This is a genomic window from Pseudoalteromonas sp. XMcav1-K (assembly GCF_044005875.1).
Lineage (GTDB): Bacteria > Pseudomonadota > Gammaproteobacteria > Enterobacterales > Alteromonadaceae > Pseudoalteromonas > Pseudoalteromonas spongiae.
Window position 1 is genome coordinate 314,186 of record NZ_JBIPJE010000043.1, and the last position, 22,270, is coordinate 336,455.

Annotated in this window: 27 protein-coding genes; 12 read left to right on the plus strand and 15 right to left on the minus strand. The window is 38.3% G+C overall.

The genetic code is table 11. The annotated features are described in order from the left end of the window. Positions 1-39: 39 nt before the first annotated feature. The 5 genes from ihfB to ACHSBP_RS11720 all read left to right on the plus strand — a co-directional run bounded on the left by ihfB (position 40) and on the right by ACHSBP_RS11720 (position 2,965). Positions 40-327: an integration host factor subunit beta gene (ihfB, locus tag ACHSBP_RS11700; RefSeq protein ID WP_010560088.1), complete on the plus strand. Its 288-nt coding sequence runs from the start codon at positions 40-42 to the stop codon at positions 325-327. Between the two features lie 69 nt (positions 328-396). Continuing rightward, positions 397-603, plus strand: coding sequence for a LapA family protein (locus tag ACHSBP_RS11705; RefSeq protein ID WP_233430497.1), 207 nt, complete (start codon positions 397-399; stop codon positions 601-603). A gap of 3 nt (positions 604-606) precedes the next feature. After that, the gene (locus ACHSBP_RS11710; protein ID WP_395388928.1) at positions 607-1,743 is read left to right on the plus strand and encodes a lipopolysaccharide assembly protein LapB; all 1,137 of its coding nucleotides are present in this window, start codon (positions 607-609) and stop codon (positions 1,741-1,743) included. Between the two features lie 47 nt (positions 1,744-1,790). Further along, positions 1,791-2,489, plus strand: coding sequence for an orotidine-5'-phosphate decarboxylase (gene pyrF / locus ACHSBP_RS11715; RefSeq protein ID WP_010560090.1), 699 nt, complete (start codon positions 1,791-1,793; stop codon positions 2,487-2,489). A gap of 86 nt (positions 2,490-2,575) precedes the next feature. After that, complete coding sequence (locus ACHSBP_RS11720) at positions 2,576-2,965, plus strand: hypothetical protein (protein ID WP_010560091.1); 390 nt, start codon at positions 2,576-2,578, stop codon at positions 2,963-2,965. A gap of 24 nt (positions 2,966-2,989) precedes the next feature. Here ACHSBP_RS11720 and ACHSBP_RS11725 read toward each other — a convergent pair whose 3' ends face one another. Both ACHSBP_RS11725 and ACHSBP_RS11730 read right to left on the minus strand, forming a co-directional pair. Then, the gene (locus ACHSBP_RS11725; protein WP_010560092.1) at positions 2,990-3,826 is read right to left on the minus strand and encodes a S1 RNA-binding domain-containing protein; all 837 of its coding nucleotides are present in this window, start codon (positions 3,824-3,826) and stop codon (positions 2,990-2,992) included. After that, positions 3,826-5,160 (minus strand): DEAD/DEAH box helicase, encoded by a 1,335-nt coding sequence (locus tag ACHSBP_RS11730; RefSeq protein ID WP_010560093.1) that lies wholly within the window; start codon positions 5,158-5,160, stop codon positions 3,826-3,828. Before ACHSBP_RS11730 ends, ACHSBP_RS11725 begins: the two co-directional genes overlap by 1 nt. Positions 5,161-5,367: 207 nt before the next feature. Between ACHSBP_RS11730 and ACHSBP_RS11735 the strand changes: the two genes are divergently transcribed. Together ACHSBP_RS11735 and ACHSBP_RS11740 are read left to right on the plus strand one after the other, a co-directional pair. Further along, the gene (locus ACHSBP_RS11735) at positions 5,368-6,354 is read left to right on the plus strand and encodes a rhodanese-related sulfurtransferase (protein WP_138632626.1); all 987 of its coding nucleotides are present in this window, start codon (positions 5,368-5,370) and stop codon (positions 6,352-6,354) included. A gap of 327 nt (positions 6,355-6,681) precedes the next feature. After that, a complete protein-coding gene (locus ACHSBP_RS11740) occupies positions 6,682-7,173 on the plus strand; it encodes a hypothetical protein (protein WP_010560095.1) in 492 nt (163 codons plus the stop codon). 258 nt (positions 7,174-7,431) lie between these two features. Here ACHSBP_RS11740 and ACHSBP_RS11745 read toward each other — a convergent pair whose 3' ends face one another. The 13 genes from ACHSBP_RS11745 to ACHSBP_RS11805 all read right to left on the minus strand — a co-directional run bounded on the left by ACHSBP_RS11745 (position 7,432) and on the right by ACHSBP_RS11805 (position 16,498). Then, the gene (locus ACHSBP_RS11745) at positions 7,432-7,749 is read right to left on the minus strand and encodes a hypothetical protein (protein WP_395388929.1); all 318 of its coding nucleotides are present in this window, start codon (positions 7,747-7,749) and stop codon (positions 7,432-7,434) included. 2 nt (positions 7,750-7,751) lie between these two features. After that, complete coding sequence (locus tag ACHSBP_RS11750; RefSeq protein ID WP_395388930.1) at positions 7,752-8,105, minus strand: DUF6864 domain-containing function; 354 nt, start codon at positions 8,103-8,105, stop codon at positions 7,752-7,754. A gap of 413 nt (positions 8,106-8,518) precedes the next feature. Then, entirely contained in the window at positions 8,519-9,214 is a 696-nt protein-coding gene (locus ACHSBP_RS11755; protein WP_138632631.1) for a phospholipase D family protein, read from the minus strand. 60 nt (positions 9,215-9,274) lie between these two features. Then, positions 9,275-9,691: a hypothetical protein gene (locus ACHSBP_RS11760; protein WP_395388931.1), complete on the minus strand. Its 417-nt coding sequence runs from the start codon at positions 9,689-9,691 to the stop codon at positions 9,275-9,277. A gap of 657 nt (positions 9,692-10,348) precedes the next feature. Next, positions 10,349-11,671 carry a zonular occludens toxin domain-containing protein gene (locus ACHSBP_RS11765; protein ID WP_395388933.1) on the minus strand — a complete coding sequence of 441 codons (1,323 nt, stop codon included), beginning with the start codon at positions 11,669-11,671 and terminating at the stop codon, positions 10,349-10,351. Beyond that, the gene (locus tag ACHSBP_RS11770; protein ID WP_395388934.1) at positions 11,671-12,072 is read right to left on the minus strand and encodes a DUF2523 family protein; all 402 of its coding nucleotides are present in this window, start codon (positions 12,070-12,072) and stop codon (positions 11,671-11,673) included. Before ACHSBP_RS11770 ends, ACHSBP_RS11765 begins: the two co-directional genes overlap by 1 nt. Then, positions 12,065-13,375 carry a hypothetical protein gene (locus ACHSBP_RS11775; protein WP_395388936.1) on the minus strand — a complete coding sequence of 437 codons (1,311 nt, stop codon included), beginning with the start codon at positions 13,373-13,375 and terminating at the stop codon, positions 12,065-12,067. The genes ACHSBP_RS11770 and ACHSBP_RS11775 overlap by 8 nt, the downstream gene beginning before the upstream one ends. Positions 13,376-13,494: 119 nt before the next feature. Then, on the minus strand, positions 13,495-13,731 hold the full coding sequence (locus tag ACHSBP_RS11780) for a hypothetical protein (RefSeq protein WP_395388937.1): 237 nt from the start codon (positions 13,729-13,731) through the stop codon (positions 13,495-13,497). Positions 13,732-13,762: 31 nt separating this feature from the next. Continuing rightward, a complete protein-coding gene (locus ACHSBP_RS11785; RefSeq protein WP_395388938.1) occupies positions 13,763-14,002 on the minus strand; it encodes a hypothetical protein in 240 nt (79 codons plus the stop codon). Positions 14,003-14,004: 2 nt separating this feature from the next. Beyond that, entirely contained in the window at positions 14,005-14,322 is a 318-nt protein-coding gene (locus tag ACHSBP_RS11790) for a hypothetical protein (RefSeq protein WP_237128767.1), read from the minus strand. Further along, the gene (locus ACHSBP_RS11795) at positions 14,313-15,692 is read right to left on the minus strand and encodes a replication initiation factor domain-containing protein (RefSeq protein ID WP_395388939.1); all 1,380 of its coding nucleotides are present in this window, start codon (positions 15,690-15,692) and stop codon (positions 14,313-14,315) included. The genes ACHSBP_RS11790 and ACHSBP_RS11795 overlap by 10 nt, the downstream gene beginning before the upstream one ends. After that, positions 15,692-15,892 carry a hypothetical protein gene (locus ACHSBP_RS11800; protein WP_395388940.1) on the minus strand — a complete coding sequence of 67 codons (201 nt, stop codon included), beginning with the start codon at positions 15,890-15,892 and terminating at the stop codon, positions 15,692-15,694. The genes ACHSBP_RS11795 and ACHSBP_RS11800 overlap by 1 nt, the downstream gene beginning before the upstream one ends. Positions 15,893-15,895: 3 nt before the next feature. After that, positions 15,896-16,498, minus strand: coding sequence for a 3'-5' exonuclease (locus ACHSBP_RS11805; protein WP_054981225.1), 603 nt, complete (start codon positions 16,496-16,498; stop codon positions 15,896-15,898). A gap of 160 nt (positions 16,499-16,658) precedes the next feature. On the opposite strand from ACHSBP_RS11805, the gene ACHSBP_RS11810 reads away from it, so the two are divergent. The 5 genes from ACHSBP_RS11810 (at position 16,659) to ACHSBP_RS11830 (ending at position 22,261) form a co-directional block, all read left to right on the plus strand. Continuing rightward, positions 16,659-17,000 carry a hypothetical protein gene (locus ACHSBP_RS11810; RefSeq protein ID WP_237128763.1) on the plus strand — a complete coding sequence of 114 codons (342 nt, stop codon included), beginning with the start codon at positions 16,659-16,661 and terminating at the stop codon, positions 16,998-17,000. 122 nt (positions 17,001-17,122) lie between these two features. Next, positions 17,123-18,028: a MoxR family ATPase gene (locus ACHSBP_RS11815; RefSeq protein ID WP_010560096.1), complete on the plus strand. Its 906-nt coding sequence runs from the start codon at positions 17,123-17,125 to the stop codon at positions 18,026-18,028. Positions 18,029-18,055: 27 nt separating this feature from the next. Beyond that, positions 18,056-19,006, plus strand: a complete 951-nt coding sequence (locus tag ACHSBP_RS11820; RefSeq protein WP_395388941.1) for a DUF58 domain-containing protein — start codon at positions 18,056-18,058, stop codon at positions 19,004-19,006. Next, positions 18,999-20,945: a DUF3488 and transglutaminase-like domain-containing protein gene (locus tag ACHSBP_RS11825; RefSeq protein ID WP_010560098.1), complete on the plus strand. Its 1,947-nt coding sequence runs from the start codon at positions 18,999-19,001 to the stop codon at positions 20,943-20,945. Before ACHSBP_RS11820 ends, ACHSBP_RS11825 begins: the two co-directional genes overlap by 8 nt. Then, positions 20,942-22,261, plus strand: a complete 1,320-nt coding sequence (locus ACHSBP_RS11830; RefSeq protein WP_395388942.1) for a Na+/H+ antiporter family protein — start codon at positions 20,942-20,944, stop codon at positions 22,259-22,261. The genes ACHSBP_RS11825 and ACHSBP_RS11830 overlap by 4 nt, the downstream gene beginning before the upstream one ends. The last annotated feature ends 9 nt before the right edge of the window (positions 22,262-22,270 follow it).

Consider the following 22,270-nt stretch of genomic DNA (forward strand, 5'->3'; position numbering starts at 1 on the left):
ATAGCTGCTCTTCCTATTACAATTATAAAGGGTACTTACATGACAAAATCAGAACTGATTGAAAAACTTGCTGAACAGCACGCAAATATTCCAGCGAAAGATGTAGAAAATGCAGTAAAAGAAGTGTTAGAACTTATGGCTGATTCTTTATCAAGTTCAGATAGAATTGAAATCCGTGGTTTTGGCAGTTTCTCTCTACATTATCGTGCACCACGTGTTGGTCGTAACCCAAAAACGGGTGATAAAGTAGAATTGCAGGGCAAATACGTACCTCACTTTAAGCCAGGAAAAGAACTGCGCGACCGCGTGAATGCAAGTATTGCATAATTTGAGGCTGTTTTGACCAAAATTCTCAAAGTAACTTTTCTCCTGTGCTTGCTATTTGTTTTATTTGTATTGGGGTCGCAAAACCCTCATCTGGTAAAAATTAACTTTATAATAGCAAGTGCAGAAATCCCTCTCGCTTTCATAATAAGTATTTGTTGTGCTTTAGGCCTATTTTTAGGTGTTGCACTCAGTACAATTCTATTGTCAAAAGCTAAACTGCAAAACCGTCGTTTAAGAAGACAAAATCAGAAGCTTACTTCTCAAAGTCATGGATAGTTAATGATCGAATTGCTGTTTTTGTTGTTACCAGTAGCGGCAGCTTACGGTTATATCATGGGTAAAAACAATGCAAATAATGAAGCCCAACAACAAAACCAAGAAATTATTAATGAGTATAGTAAAGGTTTAAAGTTCTTACTTGACCGTGAAGAAGACCAAGGCTTAGAACACCTAATTGGTTTACTAGAAATTTCAGCAAATTCTGTTGAACATTATTTAACTCTGGCAACCTTATTCCGTCGACGTGGTGAGTTAGACCGCGCAATTAAAGTACACGAATTACTGTTAAAACATGACGGACTTTCATTAGAGCAAAAAAAACATGTTCTTTATGAACTTGCGCAAGATTATATGATGGCAGGATTGCTTGACCGCGCTGAAGAAAATCTTGTTTATCTGCATTCATTAAAAGATAACAACGCGCTTTGTCAGTTAATGCTATTGTATTTACAAAGTCATGATTGGGATAAAGGCATTGCACTATTTCAATCTCACGAGTCCGACTTTAACACCAGCCAATTAAAGAAAACAATCGCTAATTTTTATTGCGAAAAGGCGATTCAAGACAAAGATTTAAAACCTCTTGATGTCGTAACAGAACTGACACAAGATCTCGTTAGACCAAAGTACATGCTTGGCGAAAAAGCATTTAACGATGGTGATTTTCTTCAAGCGATTAAATACTGGGGTAGTTTACTCGATAAAAATGTCGCATTCGCGCCAATTTTTTTAGATAGATTAGAAGTAAGCTACGAAAAGCTTAACTTACAAGATAACTATTTCTCTCATCTTTCTAAGCATTTAAAAAGCGATAGTGTGCTTATAAAAATACATTATTGTAAAAGTCTTATGGCCCAAGGTAAGGTTAATGAAGCGAGAAACTATATTACACAAGTTTTGCGTAAGCAGCCCAATATTAGGGGCTTTAGTTACTTATTAATGTTAATGTCTGAACAAAGCCAAGACATTAAAACAGTGTTAACGGAAATAAATAATTTAGTCCAAGACTACATCGCCACAAAATCATTGTATCAATGTAACCACTGTGGCTTTACAAGTAAAAAAATGTATTGGTTTTGTCCTTCTTGTAAACATGTTGAGTCATTGGTGCCATTGAGTGGCGTAGACGGGTTTTAAACAAAACACATAAAATGTTATTCCTTTTTTTGAGTTAGGATTTATTAATGAACCACGATGCCAAAGTATTAATTGCATTAGATTACGCAGATGAAAGCGCCGCGTTAGATTTTGTAAAACGCGTTTCACCACAAGATTGCCGCTTAAAAGTGGGCAAAGAAATGTTTACGTATTTTGGCCCTCAATTTGTGAAGAAGTTAATTGATTTAGGCTTTGATGTATTTCTAGATTTAAAATTTCACGATATTCCAAATACAGTTGCAAAAGCAGTTGCCGCAGCGGCGGAATTAGGCGTTTGGATGGTCAATGTACATGCCAGTGGCGGCCCAGAAATGATGCGCAAAGCCAAACAAGCGCTTGAAAAGTATGGCGATGACGCACCATTGCTGATCGCAGTAACAATTCTAACATCAATGGACGAAGCTGAACTAAAACGTTTAGGTGTTGATAAAACGCCTAATGAACAAGTGCAGTTTTTAGCGAAATTGGCAAAAGATGCAGGCCTTGATGGCGTGGTGTGTTCTGCTCAAGAAGCGTCAGTATTAAAGTCAACTTTGGGCCGTGAATTCAAGTTAGTCACCCCAGGTATTCGACCTGCTGGTTCTGATAAAGGCGATCAAAAACGCGTTATGACACCACGAGAAGCAATTGATGCCGGTAGTGATTACCTTGTTATTGGTCGCCCAATTACCCAATCTCCTGATCCACAAGCGACTTTAATTGAAATAAATAACACTTTAAGTTAACCTCATTAAAGTAGTTGCACTAATGTAAATTAAGGCATTAGTGCATTCCCGTTTGAAGCTAAAAAGAATAAGAAGAGTAGTACTTCATGCGTTTTATTTTTGCAATTGCTGCTATTGTTGCAGCCTATCTAGGTTATCAACATTACGATAACGAAACACGCCAAAATGCGTTTATAGATATATTAGATACCATTAATCACCAGCCCATTAATCAATTTGAATTAAAGCTTTCATTAAATACGCAAGTTGAGGCTCGTTGCCAAGCGATTGGTAAAAACGAAACTAATTTAGCAAAAATGGAAGAGTGCTTGAATTTAATTGAAACATATAAAGACGAATGCGAACTGCAAATTTTCCGTTTAGCGCCTATCGAGTTTGAAGACGGTAATGAGGCATTAGATTACGGCAAACGTTATCAGAAATGTGTTTACAGTAATCAATTTGCTGATCTCGTAGATTCAACAAACCATTTATAGAAAAAGGCACGCAATGTGCCTTTTTTATTTAACTAACGTAATCTTAGTCGCGGCAAGATCAATCTTACCTTCCTTAAACAAATGCCCAATAGCACGCTTAAAGTTTGCTTTACTGCAACCAAATGCTTTTTTGATGGCGATTGGATCTGACTTATCACCTAAATGAATAACACCGTTTTCCTGTGTTAACTTATCGTAAATTACATCAGATAGTTCATTTGAACCTGCAATACCAGGCTTACTTAAACGAATATCTAATTTGCCATCTTCACGTAATTTAGCAACATAGGCTTGCAGCTTTTGACCAATAAACAGAGGTTTAAAAACTTGGTCAGTAAACACCATGCCCCAGTATTCATTATTTACAATCACTTTAAAACCTAGATCTGTGCGACCAGCAACAATAATGGATACTTCTTGAGACTTTTTAAAGCCTGTTGCTTCTTGTTTAACAAATTTGTTTAGGTTTGATGAACCACATAAACGCTGTGATGCTTTGTCCAAATAAAGATGTACTAAGTATGAACGTGATAACTCAAATTTTGGGCGTTGCTCGTTGTAAGGCACCAATAACTCTTTACCAATGCCCATATCAACGAACGCACCAATGGCATTAATTGATGTGACTTGGAGTAGGGCAAAGTCACCTAATTGTGCAATTGGGGTTTTGGTTGTTGCGGTTAAGTTTCCTTGCTCCTCAAATACAAATACCTCAATCACTTGTTTTACTGCTAAGCCATTGGGCATCTCTTCTTTTTTAAGAAAAACTTCACCATTACCGCTGTCATCTGTTAAATACGCACCTTCATACGCAATTTCGTTAACAACTAAACTATTCATTTTACCACGTTGAATTGTCATTATTCTTCATCCTTTTTTGGGCGACGCTTTAACGGTGCAACACCATCAACATCAAACGGTGCCGGAATAGCCTTCGCAATTTTGGCTTTATTTGGCTTTTTGAATGGTTTTTTATGTTTGCTTGTTTTTTGATTGACGGATTTTGCTTTAACATTCTGTTTTGGTTGATGTGTTTTTTCTTTAAACCCTTTAAATTTACCTACTAAGCCATCAATTTCTGAAAAGCCAATACGCTTAGATAAGTAACTTTCAATTGCTTTAAAACTCTGCCAATCTTTTGCACTTACTAAAGACAATGCGTTGCCTTTAAAGCCAGCGCGTCCGGTGCGACCGATACGATGCACATATTCTTCAGCTTGCTTGGGTAAATCGAAATTAATAACTTGTGATACATTGAGTAAATCTAGACCACGAGATGCAACGTCCGTCGTCACTAAGATTTGTGCTTGGCCACGAGAAAACGCATCCATAATAGAATTACGTTTGCTTTGATTCATATCGCCCGATAACGCGAGCGTTTTATAGCCTTCTTGCTCTAAGATTTCGGATAACTTTATCGTGTCATCACGGGTTGCGGTGAACACGATTTGTTGGCCGGATTCAGCGCTTTTTGTTGTGGCGATTAATAGCGCAATCTTATGATCTAAGTGATCCGCTAAGAAAAACTTTTGCGTAATGTCGTTGTGTTCTTGTGTACTGGCATCAATGGTTACGCGTTTTGGGTTCTTAAGTAAATTACGTGAAAGCGCATCTACTTCGGCATGCTCTAATGTAGCCGAGAAAAATAAAGTTTGGCGTAAACGGTGATTTGCCGCAGTGTTTATTTTTTCGATTTGTTCTTTAAAACCAAGCTCTAATACACGGTCCGCTTCGTCAAGAATCAATAATTCAAGACCTTCTAAGTAGAAATTACGGTCATCAAGGTGGTCAACTAGTCGACCTGGTGTTGCAACAACAAATTGTGGGTCTTTAGAAAGCGCTTTAACTTGGTCGTTATAATTATCACCGCCAACAATTTTTGTCGCTTTTAATCCTGTGCCTGCAATAATCAAGGTTAACTGTTTATACACTTGATTCGCCAATTCACGTGTCGGCGTAATGATTAACGCACGCGGATCACGTTTACTTAACGCTTTTTGCTTACTTAAGCGTGTAATTGCAGGTAATAGAAATGCAAATGTTTTGCCCGAACCTGTTTTTGATTGGGCAAGTAAATCATGTCCAGCAATGGCAACAGGAACAGCTTGTTGCTGGATATCCGTCGGCGTAGTAATACCAATGTGTGAAAGTTGACTTGCAATTCGCTTATCAACGCCTAAATCTTCAAAGGACAAATGTGTCTCTCCACTCAATGTGTTTGTGGCATAAAATAAAGCGAGCATTTTACATGAAAGACAAAAACATAGCTAATTAGCGATGGTTTTGTGTGCAAAATATAGACAGTAGAATTGAACAGTACAAAGTTTCTGATACAATAGCGACCCATTTTGGCGCCGGAATTACGCTCCGGTTAGTATTTAAAGCTAAACATTAGGAAAATTATGTCTCAACAATACGTCGTGTGTGCCCTTTATAAATTTGTTTCTTTACCTAACTATAAAGAAATTCGTCAACCTTTACTTAATACTATGGAACAACATAATGTGCGCGGTACATTATTGTTAGCTGAAGAGGGTATTAACGGAACGGTTGCCGCAAAGCGTGAGGGTATCGATGCATTATTAGCGTGGTTAGATAAGCAACCAGGACTTGATAATATTGTATCGAAAGAATCGTTTGATGACGAATGTCCGTTTTACCGCACCAAGGTAAAACTTAAGAAAGAAATCGTTACTATGGGTGTACAAGGCATTGACCCTAAAGAAGTTGTTGGTACTTACGTAAAACCAAAAGACTGGAATGCACTTATTTCAGACCCTGATGTTGTGCTAGTTGATACACGTAATGATTACGAAATCGAAATTGGTACTTTTGAAAATGCCGTTGATCCAAAAACCAAAACATTCCGCGAGTTTCCCCAATGGGCTGAGAAAAACCTCGACCCAAGCAAAAATAAAAAAGTAGCAATGTTCTGTACCGGTGGCATTCGCTGTGAAAAATCAACAGCTTATATGAAAGAGCAGGGCTTTGAAGAAGTTTATCACCTTGAAGGCGGTATTCTTAAGTACTTAGAAGAAGTTCCAAAAGAAGACACTATGTGGAAAGGCGAGTGTTTTGTATTTGATAATCGCGTTGCGGTAGACCACGACTTAAATAAAGGCTCATACGATCAGTGTCATGCGTGTCGTATGCCTATTACCGAAGAAGAAAAGCAACTTGAAGCTTATCAAGAAGGCTTATCATGTCATCATTGTATCGATACAGTAAGTGACGAGCAACGTGAGCGTTTTGCAGAGCGTCAAAAACAAATTGAGCTGGCAAAAGCACGAGGAGAAGGCCACATAGGTAACGAAGCACAAGAAGCTATCATCAAACGTAAAGCTGAAAAAGCCGCGCGTAAAAAGGCACAATCTGAAAAAGCTTCATAGCAATATTAAAACGTTGTTTTACATTAAAATCCGATGGCGTGTAGTCATCGGATTTTTTTATTCTTTCAATAAACACAACTCAGTAATAAGCGCAAAAAAGCACGTGTGATAAAGCGTTAAAAAATAGGGTGGTTTTAAGTAAAATTTATTTTCTTTCCTTAAAGCACCTTCCTGTAAACATGTGAATACTGGTGACAAGTAAACTATGGGATTATAAAATTCTTATCTATTGATGAGCATTCGGTAAAAACATGGCCTGATATTTGTAAATTAACATACGTATTTAACTGTTCGCACAGCGAACAACATAAAGGTTAAGGGATTATTATGTTGTTATTTAGCACATCATCAACCAATGCAGAACACCTGATTAAGCAACCAAACCACAACAACAACGTTAATGAAAATAAAACTGGCAAGGAAATGCCGCTAGCTGATGAAAATTCGGCAACATTTAGCCACGCATTGACAAAAGAAATGCCAAGTCAGACTGCATCTGAAACATCACAAAAGTATCAAAATAAAAGCATGTTTGAATCAGAGCGCAACGCGAGTTTTTTAGAAAAAATTCAAGAAGCGATTTTAATGCAACGACTCGGCGTCGATCTTGAAAAAGTGAAACAGTTGAAAGAAAAAATAGCCGAACTTGAAAGCATGCTTGAAACGGGTGACATTAGCCAAGAAAATTTCCAAAAACAAGTTTTAGCATTAGAAGAAATGATCGCTGAAGAATATCAAAAAGGCCAAGAACGACGTCAAGAAAAGGAATTAAAACAAGCCAATGAGACCCAAAATACCAACGACGAATTGAAAATCTAGCAAAGATAAATTTATTACGATGTTAAGATGATTGAAAGTAATAAATTCAAGTTAACTAGGGGAAGTTATTCAATAAAGTGATTCCTATAATGTATAGTATGTGATGGAAGGGGAAATGATTATTTCCTCTTTTTTATTAAAGAGTTAAGCCTATATTCAAATATGTCAGAGTGACATTTGGGTGTGTAACGCTCAAAGCAGCGGCATGCGTTAGCATGTCCAGCCCGCAGGGCGATGCTGCCTTTGCTTGTTAGAAGTTCATTCGCCTTTACCAAATGCATAGCCAAGAGCCAGGGTAATTATCGGCACAAAAATGCTCCAAACCTGAACTATCGAATCCAATAGGCTTTCACCTTCTTCTACCTCGAAGAAAGATCTACCAAAGACAAGTAGACTAATACCGGTAGCTATGTAGAAACTCCAGGTTATGGTCATCCATATGAAAGAATCTTTTGCATTTTTACCAGTACCAATATGTCCGGCAATTTTTCCAGCAATTTCCTTATTTGTTACTGCGTTTGCAGATTTCTGTGTTTTTTCCTGATCTTTTTCAGGTAGTTTGATGGCTCCTTCCATTTTTAGGCCTCCATCAACATGAATGTGTAATTGAACTGGCGAACGTTGCTACTATCGGGCGTATTAATAAAAAATGTTGAAAACAATCGTCTCCCGTCAAGGTTTCCAATTTCCATTGGTTCGATTTTACCTTGGCCAAGGGAGTTGTTGAAGTTGTATAAACTAACTATCAAAGCATCATCAACAACTTCAGCTTCGAGCTTGGTTCCATCTGAGTCGGATTTAAAAACAAACTTAATTGTTAGATTAGCCAGGTTAAACGTAACTTCCGGCTCTGTTATGTGTACCACCCCGGAGGCTATAACCTCATATGATGAGGTAGTGACTTTAAGTGGATACTGGCTATTTTGAATCAATTAAATTACTCCAAGTTTTGTTTGAGTATTTCTAACAGTTTATTAAGAGGCAAGTTGCCTCTTTTTCTACCGCAACATTGCCTGTTTACATTCTAAAGCAATTTATAACACTAATAATTAGTTGTTACTAGTCATATGGTTATTTGAAAATTGACATATTATAAGTTGCGGAAAACAGGCAAATTGCCTGTTAGTATTATTAAGGAGGAAATAATCATTAAGAAGTGGAATAGAAATAACTTTTACTTCAAACAACGAAGAGTTTGATATGTGCGTACATGTTATTAGTAACCAAATTAGGTTGAAACAAATCAGCTCATAACATGTATTAACTATCAAAAAGGGAATAACAACATTCCCTTTATTTTTCAATAAATTAAGGTTTGTATTTTATATATGATGTTGACATATGCTTAACTAAAAGCTTCTAGAGTTTTATCTTCAAACCAAACGAAATATTCACCAAACCTTTTACTCTTTTTAAGCTCACCACCCAAAGCTTGTGATTTTTCAGTGAGAGAATGCTTATCCCCCTCTAGACTTAAGTAACCATTAGATACCATCATTTCTAAAAGTTCAGGTGTTTTGACCCCTAATTTTTTAGCAATTTTTGAAGATGAGAGCTTACTGTTTGCATCTGTTTCTTCACTAGCTTCAGAGGAAATTTTTTCTAATTTAACTCTAACCTCATCACTAATTCTGATAATGCGCTGTGCCTCGTCATATGCATCACGATACAATTCTGCGTCGTCATCTCGAGAAACATATATACCCATTTCATTATTATTTACTTGGCTGAATTCGTACAAATTTAAGCTAGTAATTATGCATGAAGATTCATTGATGTAGCACTTAGCATGTAAATTTTTACAAAAACTAGTTCTCACATAAGTTAACTCATTAAGCCAACTAATTTCTTCAGGTTGCAATTCACTTTTGCCATACACAATTCGAATATCGAGCTTTAGTCGATTTTTGTCTTCTAACAACTCTTTAATTCGCTCATTTAACTTTAAAAATGGACTTATCAAAATTAAACGTTCGGATGATGATTTGATTAGTTCTTCGAGGTAATAGTTGGTTGCGCTTGTATTTAGAAATTTTGCCATTGAATGTACTCCTTGACTCAATGCAATTTAATAGAATTGACTGTCTTAACTTAAATTAAATCAGCCAGTTTTTCTAGCTAATTTAGCAACAATATCAAGTAATGCGTCTTGTATTTCATCACTATTGGATAGTTGCTCTAATTCTGAGATCCTTTTTCTTGCCGTTTTTAGTTGTTCCGTAGCTCTGTGTGCCGCCCATTTATAGTTATGTAGGTAAGCCAAATCACCAGAGGTAACTTTGCCGTAAGGGGAGTGCATTACTCCGTCTTTATCTATATAGGCATCATGCCAACCATTAGAATTTGGTAAATAACCTCGGTAAATTATATCCGTTAGTATTCTTACTGTATTGCATACTCTACCAGTCTCGATATAGCGCCTTATTTGCCTTGGTGATTTACCGAGCTTTTTAGATGCTAATTCGTAGTCAGTGCCGAATAGTGAATAGAATTGACCTTCAAAGTCTACCTTAACCATTGTTAACTCCTTATATTTCAGTGGTTAAGGGGTTGAATTATTGTTTTCATAAGATTGTATGCAATTACATTTAAGTACCGTGCACAGGGTGTTTAAGTGCACATGCGGTAAAATTTTTGCTCCCCCCCTATTAGTATTAGGGGGGAGGGCTGACACATCGGAGTTAAATTTATACATTGTTTTGGTTTAGCAGGGGGCGAACCAGCCACTTTTATACAAGTGTTGCTGGTTTTGCCCTTGTCGATTTGATGTACGGGTATTGATATGTGGCATGTTGGTTTTGCATCAGGGGCAAGCCCCTAATAACCCCAAAAGAGTTAAATTAAGCTTTATCACTATCAGATGATGCTCTAGGTTGCACCCTAAGCCAAGAATCAGCACAAACGCCTAAATAAACCCATAACATCATTATGACCGTCCAGAACGGGTGATTGCTAACGAAATTAATTATTGGATATGTTAATTCAAGCAAGGTCATTAAGATTTACCTTTGGATATAGATTCTAAAAGTTTGAGCAATAAGAACCTTGAAGCGTCATATATTAAAAAGGCCATGAGTACAGCTAACATAATTTCAAAAATAGTTAGCGGTAAAATTATCTCGATTATTTGTTTCTCGCTCATATTATCCCCCATCGGAATTGGTAGCAGTTACGCTCAGACTTCGCTTGACTCACTACCAATTCCGAATGGTTGTAATTCTATTGATGATTTATTAGGTTCTTGTATTTGGTTGTCTATTGGCCTTGGGTTACACAAGGCTCGATACTCAAATTTTTGTGTTTGCAAAAGTACGTTACATTCGTTTATATACTTGGTGCTTATCCCCATGCTTAATAAATCTAAATTAGTAAGTGATACAGAACCAAAATCAGGCGTTAATAATTCAAAAATAATATGCCTTGAAAGCGCAGCACCGTCGCGCTTTGTAACTACCCCAGATATAAAAACTTGCTTAGCGTTATATGGCAGTTCTATAAGAAAATCAGTGCGAGCAGATACCTGATTGCTATCATCACGATTACTAACAACAGGAGTCTTGTAAGTACTTTCGACAGGAACTTGCGCGGCTTGGCCGTTATCCTCCACAGGGCTTTTATCGGCAAAGAAATACCATAGTAAAAAGCCGACACAACAAATGAACAAAAGGGAAACAATAAAAAGTTGCGGACTGAGAAGGAAATTTTTACCTTTTCCTTGCGTAATACTTCCGGTAGCGGTTGATTTGTAGCACTTGTGGACTTCCAACGGGATTTTTTTCCAGTTGATTGTTTCGTTTTTGTTAGGCTTTTTGCCGTCGAACTTAGGGTTGTGTTCGTGGATTCTCGGACGTCGGTAGTAGTAAGGGATTTTTGCGAGTCCATCAAAGTACTTGTGTGCGTAGGCGTATTCGGTAACGGCTCTAATGTATTTGTGGACACTGCCAATATCGGGCGTACAGCAGAGGATATCCCAGTTGTACTTTCTGTGTCGCATGTAGGATTCTTTGAGCGTTTTTGGGTATATAACGTGGCCATGTTCATTAAACCTTTCTATTCCTAAATCATCGGTATCAGCTTCTGTTAAGTCTTCGGGTTTGATTTCCTCCAGCTTTTTCATGTGATAATCGTACATATAATCGGGTAAGACGTTCTTATAGTTCGATACATGTTTATAGTCACAGGATTCTGGCTTAAAGCGCGATTCAGTAGGATAAATGTCTTGCACTTCATCCATGACAATTAACGCGCCAACTGGCATCCAGTGAAACCAATTGCGCCATAACATTTCGCCAACATCGTTTTGTGATGATAAACGCCATAGCTGGGCTGTTTCGGGGAACGTTTCACCAAGTTCATGCTCGATTGTCTCGAGCGGTAAAATCCCCTCGATGTTCGTTACAACTAAACGGCCTTTACGTAAAGCAGGGATAACTTCGAACCAAGTTGCTGATGCTGTTTTGAAAGAACCTGGAGCGCCATGAAAAAGATACGTACTCATTACACTATCCTTAGAATAAATCGGGTAACTAGGGCATTAAGATAAATGTTCAAACCATCAAAGAAACGTGAATCAACAAGCGCGGCTTTTACGTCTTGTGGGAGCGCATTCGCAAGGTTTGCTATCTGAGAACCAACTTGAAAACTTTCTAATATTTGCTTAGCCACAAACCACGCAAACTTGATGCTTTCTAGTTTCATTTCAAAATAAAACTTAACCGCCCAAACAGTAATATACGCCCAAAACCTATCTATAAAACTTGGTAAGTCATCGTCAAAGAATGACCAAAAATCGCTAAAGAAGTCACCCTGCATTTGAGCGACCCCTTGTTCACCTGTGTAGGTGTCTGCAAATGCAAAACACGGTATTAGTATTAAAACAAGCAATAAAAACCTAAGCACGAACACCTCCTAAAACTGTATACAAAGCTAGACAAGAAAAGACGAATAACACGACAGGGGCAAGTGATTGCCAAAACGAAGCAAAGCGGCCTAACCCATAGTCGAAAGATTGACCTTTGATTACCATTGTTCTTTCCTCGTATGTACCTGTTGCATTTATTTGTATGTCGAACATACCTTTAATTTCTGATTGAATTTGCGAGTAGTAATCTTTTAGGCCTTGTTGTACAGCCACTGATTCAGTTTTAAGCGTTGCTAATTTCTCAGCGTTAAACAAGCCATTTAATCCACCCGTTTTGCGATTGGCCGTTGCGGTTATAGAGTCTTCTTTTTTTAATTCGTCTCTGATATCTGATAAGACACCATTTTGTTGATCTAAAAATGTATTTGTATTATCGATGTTGTCTTTAATTAGATTAAGGCGCTCTGAGTTTTCATCTGATGCAGTGTTGATTGATTCGTTAATAATCGTCAGGTTATCGTTAATCTGATTCAATGCTTCGATATCAGTGCTTTTATCAGAATCATCACCTTGTGAATTATCAGTGTCCGTAGGTGGTTCTGGGTCTGGTACTTCATCAGGTGGATTTGTGGGGTCAGGTTCAGGCTCAGGTTCTGGGTCTGGTTCGGGTTCTGGGTCAGGGTCTGGCGTTGTAGAATCGCGACATTCGACAGGTTCTTGCGAGCCATAATCGTATGGCTGATAGTGCGCGCCTGTTTCGTCTGTTTCAATTTTGCACTGTGTACCGTCAGGGTTGTCATAGCATATTGTACGAACACCTTGTTGAATGCCCGGTATTAAATAATCTTGGTCAGTTGGTGCGGGACAATGGTTAAGTGGTTTAGCGCATTGAAGTCGACCGTTACCGTGATAAGGGAGTATATGTTCTGGTGAGTAAGATGGTGGGCACGATTCAGATTCTTCTTGTTTGACTAAATCAATTGAGCCTTTGATAAGCGTGCGCCAACCGGGTCCCGCAGGTGGTTCAATATACATAGTGATTGACCGTAATGGACAAGGAGCGCCACTGTTACCCCAAGAATGAAACTCATAGCCGGGTACAGTGTTACCTGATGCTTTATCCAAATCAACAGCGTCAAAAAATTCAGCCATAACACGATTACATGCTGCGTTGAAATCGCCTTTTTCAGTCCACACGTTTGATTTACCAGCCTTAAACGGTAAACCATTAACCTGTACAGTTGTCATCATGATGACTTCAGGGTCACGTAAATCTGTGGTGTCTGGTTCAGCAAGCAGCGGAAAGCTCAAGAAAAGTATTATTAATATAGATAAGCGCATAAATCACCGATAAAAAAGGCGGTACATGACCGCCATTTATTAACTAGTACGAACCCCGCTGGTAAAACCCTCGGCAAAGACCCATACGAAGAAACAAGCGAGGCCGATACTAGTAACCATTACTTATTTAGCTTGCTGAGAATCATACCCACACCAAAGCCAATGGCGGCGATACCTAAAATACCGAGGATTACAGCTGTATAGTTTGCTTGACCCTCAGTAACTGCGGTATTGATAGTTGCAGTGTGATCAGTTGCAAATGCAGAAGCAGAAGCAAGAACACCAGTTGTTGCTAAAGCTGCTTTTTTAGATACAGATGCAGCACGCTGTTTTAGAGCTAAAATATTTGATTTCATGGTGAAATTCCTTGTTAAATTGAGTAAATATTTAAGATTTGCCCATAGCTCGAACTACTCGCCCGATACTATGGCCAACAATAAAAGCAACAAAACACGATGCGTTAATCATTGAGAATGTTGCTAAATCAAAAGCGAATAGCTCAGTAAGCAAATCCGCCAATCCTTGCATACCTAAATTTAGGTATTCTTCCTGCGTAACGATTACAAAATCACAAGCTGTGTTACTGGCCTGTAAAGTACCGTCTTGAAGTACCGTCACGCATTGCATAATTAGTCCTTAGATAACGCGATATCAGTTACGATGTTGCGTGCTGGATTTTCTGGGTCTGGCGATAGTGTTAGGTCAACGTCACACACACCATGTTGAACACTTAGCTTTTGAACCTTGTTGAATAGGTCGGTGCTGTGTTGCATGTTTACTGACTTCTTATCAAAGCCGCATTTATCGATGTTATGGTCACCAGCGTGATAGCTACTTGCTGGTACGATGTAATCAATAGATGCAATCGAATATGGTTTTGGTGTACCAGATTTAGTGCTGATACCATTGCCTAATGTGGCGCCTAATAAAACAACTTTTAATGACATGGGATGTTCTCCGTTTGGTTAAAATTCGGTGGCATAACGAACGTTTGCCTTATCTTGGTTGGCATGTCATCAACAGCCAATCCTTTGGTTAATTGTTTAACGATTTCGCTATCTGATAGCTGTAATGCTTGTTTCATGTAGTTCACGCACTTGCCGTAAGCGAGTTTGTGATATTTGAATAAGCGCTGCTCTGTTGCTTCTAGCTGGATGCGAATATCAACAAGTCTTGAATCCATTTTTTTGCGTTTAGTTGTTTCGATAACTAAGCGTTTTTCAGATACAAAGGCGAGGGCAGGATAGGCCGCAGCAAATACCGCATCTGTGTTAATCAGTGCATCAAGTGGAATAGTGCGGTCAGTTGCGCGCAGTTCTAGCTCAGCACGTACCCAATTAGGATTGGTTTCGCATTCCATTTGACGGCCTTTTTCATAGGCTCTAAACATTTTGCCGTTAGAACGTGAGCCAACATAAAGCGTTGAACCAGCGTTAGGCACTAAGTCATATTTCTTTTGCCAGCCGTGCTTTTTCTTAAATTCGGTTTGTTGTTCTTTTGATAGTGATACGTAAGTACCACCGCAAATATATGACCAGTTAGGCATTTGGTTAGTTAAAGCAAAGTTACCCATTTCGTATTGGCGTAGGTATTCGTCAACAGGTATTTCGCCTTGGTAGTCATCATAAGCGATGTCTAATCGTGTAATTTTTGCGTGAGGCATTTTTGAAAGCATTTTATGTAATAACGTTAGGTCTAAGCCTTTGCAGCCAGTGCCCGAAAAAGAAACCATACAGCCAGCGTTATTTGCGCCCCACGCTACAATGCCGCTGTTTACCCCGTGGCGGTAAAGAGTTGCTGAATGGTCATATGTAAACATTCCGCCTGTATTTTGGCGAATAGTCCACGGTTGTTCATCTGCGTTCATACGGTCGGCTTTGGTAGCAACAACTGTATTTAATAGGGTTAAGAAGTGTTGTAGTTCACCCTCGATAAGGCTATCTAATACTTTGTATTTCTGTGTTTTTTTAACGACCACTTTGCAAAGCGCTATCTTTTCATCATAAGGCATGTTGTTTGGGTAACGTTTATTGTTATCAAATAAATCGTTATAAGCCTTTTCGGATTCATCAGTATAAAAACGGTCAGTAGTACGTTTTGTTTCAGTGACGATATCAAAGTCGTCTGTACCGTTTTCGTCAAATACCTCAGCACAAATAAGCGCGTTGTACGCTTCGCGATAGTGGTTATATTCACCCGTTGAAACGTGCCATTTAGCCATTGTTTTAAGGCGTTGAATTTCAGCAGGGCAAAAAGTAACTGTAAGGTAATCAACCTTTGTCACATTTTGGTGTTGTTGTTTAGGCGCTAGTTTCATTAGTCAAACGCCCCCGACATTAATAATTCTTCACGATTGTTTTCGTCAACTTCAACTAGCTCAAATTCCGCACCTTGTTGGTAATCAATTATCCAAGCCAACATTTCAGCTTTTGAATAAAAAGATAAATACGTGTCTAAGCCGTTAAACATAAGGCCGTATTCGTCTTGGTTTGGGATTTCTTGCCAGTAGAAAATCATGATTTAGCCTTGAATATTCATGAATTCATTCATAAGAGCTAAGGTCATCTGGCAATCACCTAGTGCGCGGTGAGCAGTGAAATTAGTAGTATCGATATTTTGTTGAGCACAAGCGTTTACTAGTTTTTGCCAGCGATATGAATGAGTTGGATATAACTCTTTAAGCTCACCAAAGTTAGGCTTTAATTCACCGTAGAATTCAGCGTAGGTTTGCATGATGCAGCGTATATCAAATGCTGTATTCCAAACGTGTTTCTGAAAATCTAAATGAACATTAAATGATTGATTAAGCAGGCGAACATCATAGCCAGAGTTATAAATACAGAGTGTTTTGCCTGATAGTGCTTCTTGGATTTGAAGACCTACATCAATAATTGTTGGTGCATCGGCAACCATTTGATTTGTTATGCCATGAATATCGATAGCATCTTGAGGGATTTCGATTTCTGGATTGATAAGGGTGTCTAGTAGTGTATTGCCAGAACCATCAATAATTGAGATTTCACATACACGGGCGTATTCATCTAAGCCTGTGGTTTCAGTGTCGAGCACAACAATATCAGAACGATATAAATCAAATTCTTTAGGTGTAGCTGCTAAATTCATAATTATTTCCTTATCAAATCCGTCTTAAAATGATCACATGTCAATTTTGATATTTAGCGTAATGTCAATTTTGACATGTGTCAATATGTCAAATGTGATATTTTCCAAAATGTCATTTTTGAGATTTTGTATTTATAATAGATTTATAAAGGAGGTACTTATGGCTTTTAGTAGCGAACTTATTGATAAGTATAAAAAATTTAAAGACTACACTCAGGATAAACAAGTACTGTCTGATGTTGAAAGTTTGCATCAGGGTAACTTGTCTAAAATTAGAAAAGGTGAAAGGCACCTTACAGCCAACCAAGTGATATACATTGCCGAAGCGATGGAAATGGATGTTAAAGAGGCTTTATTGCAATTAGCATTAGAAAAATCGAAATCAAAAGAAGAATCGGCAGTATGGACAGATGTTATAAAAAAGATTAGTGCTGCTTGTGCGATTGTGGGTCTATGTTTAGGGCTTGCAGCAGAACCAGAAAGTCAGGAGACTTTCGCTTAATCTATATAGCCCATAATGTATATTATGTTAAATAATGTATTTGATACTGTTTTCCTATTTGTTGCGTCCACTTCTTTGTTATATGCTGTTGTGAATTATTAGTTTATTTAAACATTAGCATAATGAACAAAACACTCGACCAGATAATACAACAACTAAATTCGGTCATCTTAGGTAAACAACAACAAATTAAACTCTCAATATGTTGTTTGCTCGCTAAGGGTCACTTATTAATTGAAGACTTACCAGGTATGGGTAAAACTTCTTTGGCGCATGCGCTATCCAATGTTCTTGGTCTCAATTATCAACGCGTGCAGTTTACTAGCGATCTGTTACCGTCGGATATTACCGGCAGCACCATCTTTGATCCAAATAAGCAAACTTTTCATTTCCATGCAGGCCCACTATTTAATCAAGTTGTGTTGGCAGATGAAATAAACCGCGCAGGCCCTAAAACACAAAGTGCCTTGCTTGAAGCAATGGAAGAACAACAAGTGAGTATCGATGGTAAAAGTCACACACTTCCTTCTCCTTTTTTTGTGATAGCTACACAAAACCCAATGCATCAAGCTGGCACCTTTCCATTGCCAGAGTCTCAGTTAGACCGATTTTTGATGCGTATCGGTTTAGGTTATCCAGATAAAGCTTCAGAAAAATCTATTCTTCTTGGTGAAATAAATAACGCGGCAAAGAAAATTAATGCATTACTTTCACCAGAGCTTTTAGTCGAGATGCAGCAAATCGTTAGCGAGGTCGTACTTTCTTCAGTTGTTGCTGATTATATTTTAGATTTAGTAAATGAAACACGCGATAGCCCTGATTACCCAATGGCATTATCGCCACGAGCATCCATAGCGATAGCAAACGCAGCTAAGGCGTGGGCATTTATACACCAACGTGATTATGTTATCCCAGATGATGTACAAGCTATATTTCCATTTGTTGCGGAACATCGTCTTGGATTAACCAGTAATACCTCAAATAGTTTGTCATATGACTTATTAAATAAAGTTAAAATCAACCCTTAAGTTATGTCCGATACTAAAACAAGTCTTGTGCAGTCAATAAAATCGCACGTAAATGTTTGGTTTAACAATCAATTAAAAAAACGTAAGCACAGCGAAACGTCTATTACCCTTACTCATAAAAATATTTATATTTTACCGAGTAAATTTGGCATGGCGTATTTGATATCGAACGTTTTGGTCTATGTGTTAGGTATTAATTACCAAAACAACTTAGTAATTATGTTTAGTTACTTAATGTTTTCGTTTCTTTTAGTGAATTTTATCGTTGCGTTTATCAATCTGTATAATCTTAAAGTATCACTTTCTCACACAGTCGCGGGTTATCAGCACACCGGGTACTTTGCCTACTTTCAATTGGTCAATAAAGATGGCACCACGAGTTTAGAAGTTAGTGGTGAGCATATTCGCAGCCAGTTTATTGATAGTATTGAAGAGACTACGCAAAAATTAGAATTACAAATTAATATCGCTAATCGCGGTCTGCATAGTTTGCCACGGTTAAAGTTTTTTTCTCGCTATCCTTTTGGTCTTGTAACTACTTGGAGTTACTTTGTTCCCGATAAAAAAACGTATGTATACCCCACTCCACTGTCGTTTTCATTTCACCAAGTAAGCCAAGCTGAAATTGAATCAGACAGCCAATCTCAATCTAACCAAGCAACGGTTAGTGAGAACTATCAAGGAGTTAGGCCTTATATTGATGGCGACAAAGTGAATCGCATATCGTGGAAACATTATGCTAAACACCAAGTACTTGCAACTAAAGACTTTTCTTCAGGCAGTACCAGTGAATACGAATTCAGCTTGCAAACAGTACCCGGCAACCTAGAGCAAAAACTGCAACATCTAAGCTATTTAGTAACCCATGCGGAAAATGAAAATTTACGATATAGCCTATTGTTACCACACGCTAAAGTAGATTTAGGTTCGGGTACACCGCATATGACCAAATGTTTGGAAGAATTAAGCAATGTATAATCATCAAAGCGTTAAAAGCTTATCTGCGCTGATCATCGCTATTGTTAGCGCCTTATTATTTAATGAACTTGCGGTATTATTTGTTGCTACCGTTGCACTTTTAATTATTTGGGTATTTGCAATTGCTTACACAAAAGCCAGTGCACCAACTGTTATCGTTGGTAATGTACTCGCTTTGGTATGCACGCTTACCTTATTCTTAACAATCGGCATCAGTGAGCTTGTAAATTTATTTATCGCCATGTTATTGCAAGCCAATTGTCTGAAACTATTGATTGCTGAAAAGCCACGTCAAATCAAATCAATTGTGTTAGTTAACTTTTTCATTTCAAGCTGTGTGTTTTTGTTTTATCACTCGCTGCCGGTTACACTTTTGGTTTTGTTTTTATTTTTGCTCAACATCACCGCGCTGTATTTACTTACCAACCGAAAAATCATAAAACAAAGCGGCGCACGTGCTTTTAAGCTATTACTGTTAAGTTTGCCAATAACCTGTGTACTTTTCCTGTTTTTACCAAAATTGCCAGCCTTTTGGCGAATGCCTAGTTTATCTACCGCGCAAGTTGGATTATCTGAATCGGTAAACCCTTTTAATATCTCTGATCTCACTAAGTCAGACAAACTCGCATTTCGCGCTGTTGTGCCTGACAATATTGCTGCTCCTTACTATTGGCGCACTATGATACATGAAGAGTTTGATGGTCGTTCATGGAATATCGTTGATTCAGCGGATTTAAAATTGCGCAACAGCGCGCTTAAAAAAGCCGGTCACGAGATTAAAATCTACCATGAACAAACATCATTAAACTGGCTACCCACTTTGTATGCAGGTTCGTCAAGCACCGGTAATATCTTCACTACAGTTGACGGTGGTTTATATCGAGTTAACCCTAACAACCAAAAATTTACGTATGACATAACCGAAATAGACTTTGCTGACGATTTAACGTCTAGCAAACGTCGGTTAAATCTCACATTACCACAAGATATCAATACTCAAGCCATTGCGTTAGCTGCTCAATTAAAAGCACAATCAACATCAACCGAGCAGTTTATTCAATTGCTATCACGCTATTACACTCAACAACAATTTAGCTATACGTTAAAGCCACCTATTTATACTGGTAACAATTCAATTGATGAGTTTATGTTTGGGGAAAAACAAGGTTTTTGTGGGCATTACGCAAGTAGCAGCGCCTTTATATTTCGAGCAGCGGGCATTCCTGCTCGGGTAGTATCGGGTTACTTAGGTGGTGAAGCTTCAAATAGCGCGAAATATTTATCAGTTTATCAATACGATGCACACGCTTGGACGGAAGTTTGGCTACCTTCAAAAGGTTGGGTTAAATTTGATGCGACTGCATTTGTCGAACCTGATCGTCTATACGGTTCTCTCTCTCAACTTGATAATACACGCGATGACTTCGAAGATAATATTGGCGTGGGCCTCACCGCGTTAAGTGATATTGCTGTTTTTAATGAACTAAGGCTTTATCTCGAACAATTGGATTATCAATGGACAGCATGGGTGCTGAGTTTTGATAACGAAGCACAAAATAAGTTATTAAAAGAGCTTATAAAGGAAACCAGTGCGCTCAAAATAGCAGTGATTGTGATGTCGTTAATTGGATTATTTTTGGTAAGCTTTTTAGTGATAAAACTATGGCAACTACGTACGCAAATTGACGACCCAGTTGCTGCTTACTTAATTGCATTAGAGCATTTTGCGAAAGGCAAAAATCTCGCCCGTGAAAATGGCGAAACTGTAGCACATTTTTTAACACGATTATGCGAACATTTCCCTAATAATAAAACCGATTTAATGAGCTTCTTAAGCCTTTATAGTCGCCACCGTTATGGTGAAAAAACGCTTACAAAGGCACAAACTAAGATGCTTAAACGTAATGTCAATAACATAAAATATAAGAGACAATTATGAACTCAGTCGTACTCGGCGTTAGTGTAATGCTGATTTTAAGTTTACTGCGTATTAATGTGATCGTAGCGATGACAATCGCCGCGATTACCACAGGATTAACCGCAGGTCTTGGCCTTGAACAAACACTGCAAGCATTTAATGATGGTTTGCAAGGTGGCGCAAAAACCGCTCTAAGTTATGCAATGCTTGGCGGGTTCGCAGTTGCTATTGCCAAATCAGGCTTAACCGATATCGTCGCAGACAAATTAATTAACCAGATAAAAGGTGAACAAACTCAATACTCACAACTTTTTATTAAAGCAAGCGTATTGAGCTTAATCTTACTTGTATCAATCAGTTCACAAAACTTAATTCCAGTGCATATTGCGTTTATTCCAATTTTGATACCGCCTTTGCTTATTATTTTTGATCATTTAAAACTCGATCGCCGCGCAATAGCATGCGTGTTGACCTTTGGTTTGGCAACCGCCTATATGGTGCTGCCTTACGGCTTTGGTGGAATATTTTTATATGACATTGTGCACACCAATCTTGGAAAAAATGCGCTAGAAATTGACGCTTCCAGTGTACCGTTTGCGATGATTATTCCAGCTATTGGCATGTTAATTGGTTTGATAATCGCGGTGTTTTTTACTTATCGCAACGAGCGAACTTATCAAGCGTTAAACCAAACTTCCGAAATTAAACTGCCTAAAAACAAAAGCAAAGTGATTGCTGTTGGCTTTATTGCAGTAGTGACTTCTCTTTACGCGCAAACCATTACCAACTCAATGATTCTAGGTGGCTTAATCGGCGTACTTATTTTTACTATTTTTGGTATTGTAAAATGGCAAGAGTCGTCTGATATTTTCAGTAAAGGTGCAGCAATGATGGCGATGATCGGGTTTATTATGATCTCAGCTCAAGGCTTTGCCTCTGTTATTCAACAAACCAATGAAGTATCAACGCTTGTGCAAAGTATCTCGAGTTCAATTGGTGATAGTAAAGCACTTGCCGCAGCACTTATTTTAATAATTGGCCTGTTGATCACTATGGGCATTGGCAGTTCGTTTTCCACGGTGCCAATCGTGGCGACGATTATTGTACCACTTGCCATAACACTTGGCTTTTCGCCAATGGCCACCGCTGCGTTAGTGGGCACGGCAGGTGCATTAGGTGATGCTGGCTCCCCTGCTTCTGATTCAACCCTAGGTCCGACATCTGGTCTCAATGCCGATAATCAACACGACCATATAAGAGATACCGTTATACCAACATTTATTCACTTTAACATTCCGTTGTTAATATTTGGCTGGATTGCTGCAATGGTATTATAAAAAAGGCCT

What these genes read in the sequence shown, in the direction of transcription:
- ihfB (WP_010560088.1), top strand. Translation starts at nt 40, where the DNA reads ATGACAAAATCAGAACTGATTGAAAAACTTGCTGAACAGCACGCAAAT.
- ACHSBP_RS11710 (WP_395388928.1), top strand. Translation starts at nt 607, where the DNA reads ATGATCGAATTGCTGTTTTTGTTGTTACCAGTAGCGGCAGCTTACGGT.
- pyrF (WP_010560090.1), top strand. Translation starts at nt 1,791, where the DNA reads ATGAACCACGATGCCAAAGTATTAATTGCATTAGATTACGCAGATGAA.
- ACHSBP_RS11720 (WP_010560091.1), top strand. Translation starts at nt 2,576, where the DNA reads ATGCGTTTTATTTTTGCAATTGCTGCTATTGTTGCAGCCTATCTAGGT.
- ACHSBP_RS11725 (WP_010560092.1), bottom strand. Translation starts at nt 3,826, where the DNA reads ATGACAATTCAACGTGGTAAAATGAATAGTTTAGTTGTTAACGAAATT.
- ACHSBP_RS11735 (WP_138632626.1), top strand. Translation starts at nt 5,368, where the DNA reads ATGTCTCAACAATACGTCGTGTGTGCCCTTTATAAATTTGTTTCTTTA.
- ACHSBP_RS11740 (WP_010560095.1), top strand. Translation starts at nt 6,682, where the DNA reads ATGTTGTTATTTAGCACATCATCAACCAATGCAGAACACCTGATTAAG.
- ACHSBP_RS11745 (WP_395388929.1), bottom strand. Translation starts at nt 7,749, where the DNA reads ATGGAAGGAGCCATCAAACTACCTGAAAAAGATCAGGAAAAAACACAG.
- ACHSBP_RS11755 (WP_138632631.1), bottom strand. Translation starts at nt 9,214, where the DNA reads ATGGCAAAATTTCTAAATACAAGCGCAACCAACTATTACCTCGAAGAA.
- ACHSBP_RS11760 (WP_395388931.1), bottom strand. Translation starts at nt 9,691, where the DNA reads ATGGTTAAGGTAGACTTTGAAGGTCAATTCTATTCACTATTCGGCACT.
- ACHSBP_RS11765 (WP_395388933.1), bottom strand. Translation starts at nt 11,671, where the DNA reads ATGAGTACGTATCTTTTTCATGGCGCTCCAGGTTCTTTCAAAACAGCA.
- ACHSBP_RS11775 (WP_395388936.1), bottom strand. Translation starts at nt 13,375, where the DNA reads ATGCGCTTATCTATATTAATAATACTTTTCTTGAGCTTTCCGCTGCTT.
- ACHSBP_RS11780 (WP_395388937.1), bottom strand. Translation starts at nt 13,731, where the DNA reads ATGAAATCAAATATTTTAGCTCTAAAACAGCGTGCTGCATCTGTATCT.
- ACHSBP_RS11785 (WP_395388938.1), bottom strand. Translation starts at nt 14,002, where the DNA reads ATGCAATGCGTGACGGTACTTCAAGACGGTACTTTACAGGCCAGTAAC.
- ACHSBP_RS11790 (WP_237128767.1), bottom strand. Translation starts at nt 14,322, where the DNA reads ATGTCATTAAAAGTTGTTTTATTAGGCGCCACATTAGGCAATGGTATC.
- ACHSBP_RS11795 (WP_395388939.1), bottom strand. Translation starts at nt 15,692, where the DNA reads ATGAAACTAGCGCCTAAACAACAACACCAAAATGTGACAAAGGTTGAT.
- ACHSBP_RS11800 (WP_395388940.1), bottom strand. Translation starts at nt 15,892, where the DNA reads ATGATTTTCTACTGGCAAGAAATCCCAAACCAAGACGAATACGGCCTT.
- ACHSBP_RS11805 (WP_054981225.1), bottom strand. Translation starts at nt 16,498, where the DNA reads ATGAATTTAGCAGCTACACCTAAAGAATTTGATTTATATCGTTCTGAT.
- ACHSBP_RS11810 (WP_237128763.1), top strand. Translation starts at nt 16,659, where the DNA reads ATGGCTTTTAGTAGCGAACTTATTGATAAGTATAAAAAATTTAAAGAC.
- ACHSBP_RS11815 (WP_010560096.1), top strand. Translation starts at nt 17,123, where the DNA reads ATGAACAAAACACTCGACCAGATAATACAACAACTAAATTCGGTCATC.
- ACHSBP_RS11825 (WP_010560098.1), top strand. Translation starts at nt 18,999, where the DNA reads ATGTATAATCATCAAAGCGTTAAAAGCTTATCTGCGCTGATCATCGCT.
- ACHSBP_RS11830 (WP_395388942.1), top strand. Translation starts at nt 20,942, where the DNA reads ATGAACTCAGTCGTACTCGGCGTTAGTGTAATGCTGATTTTAAGTTTA.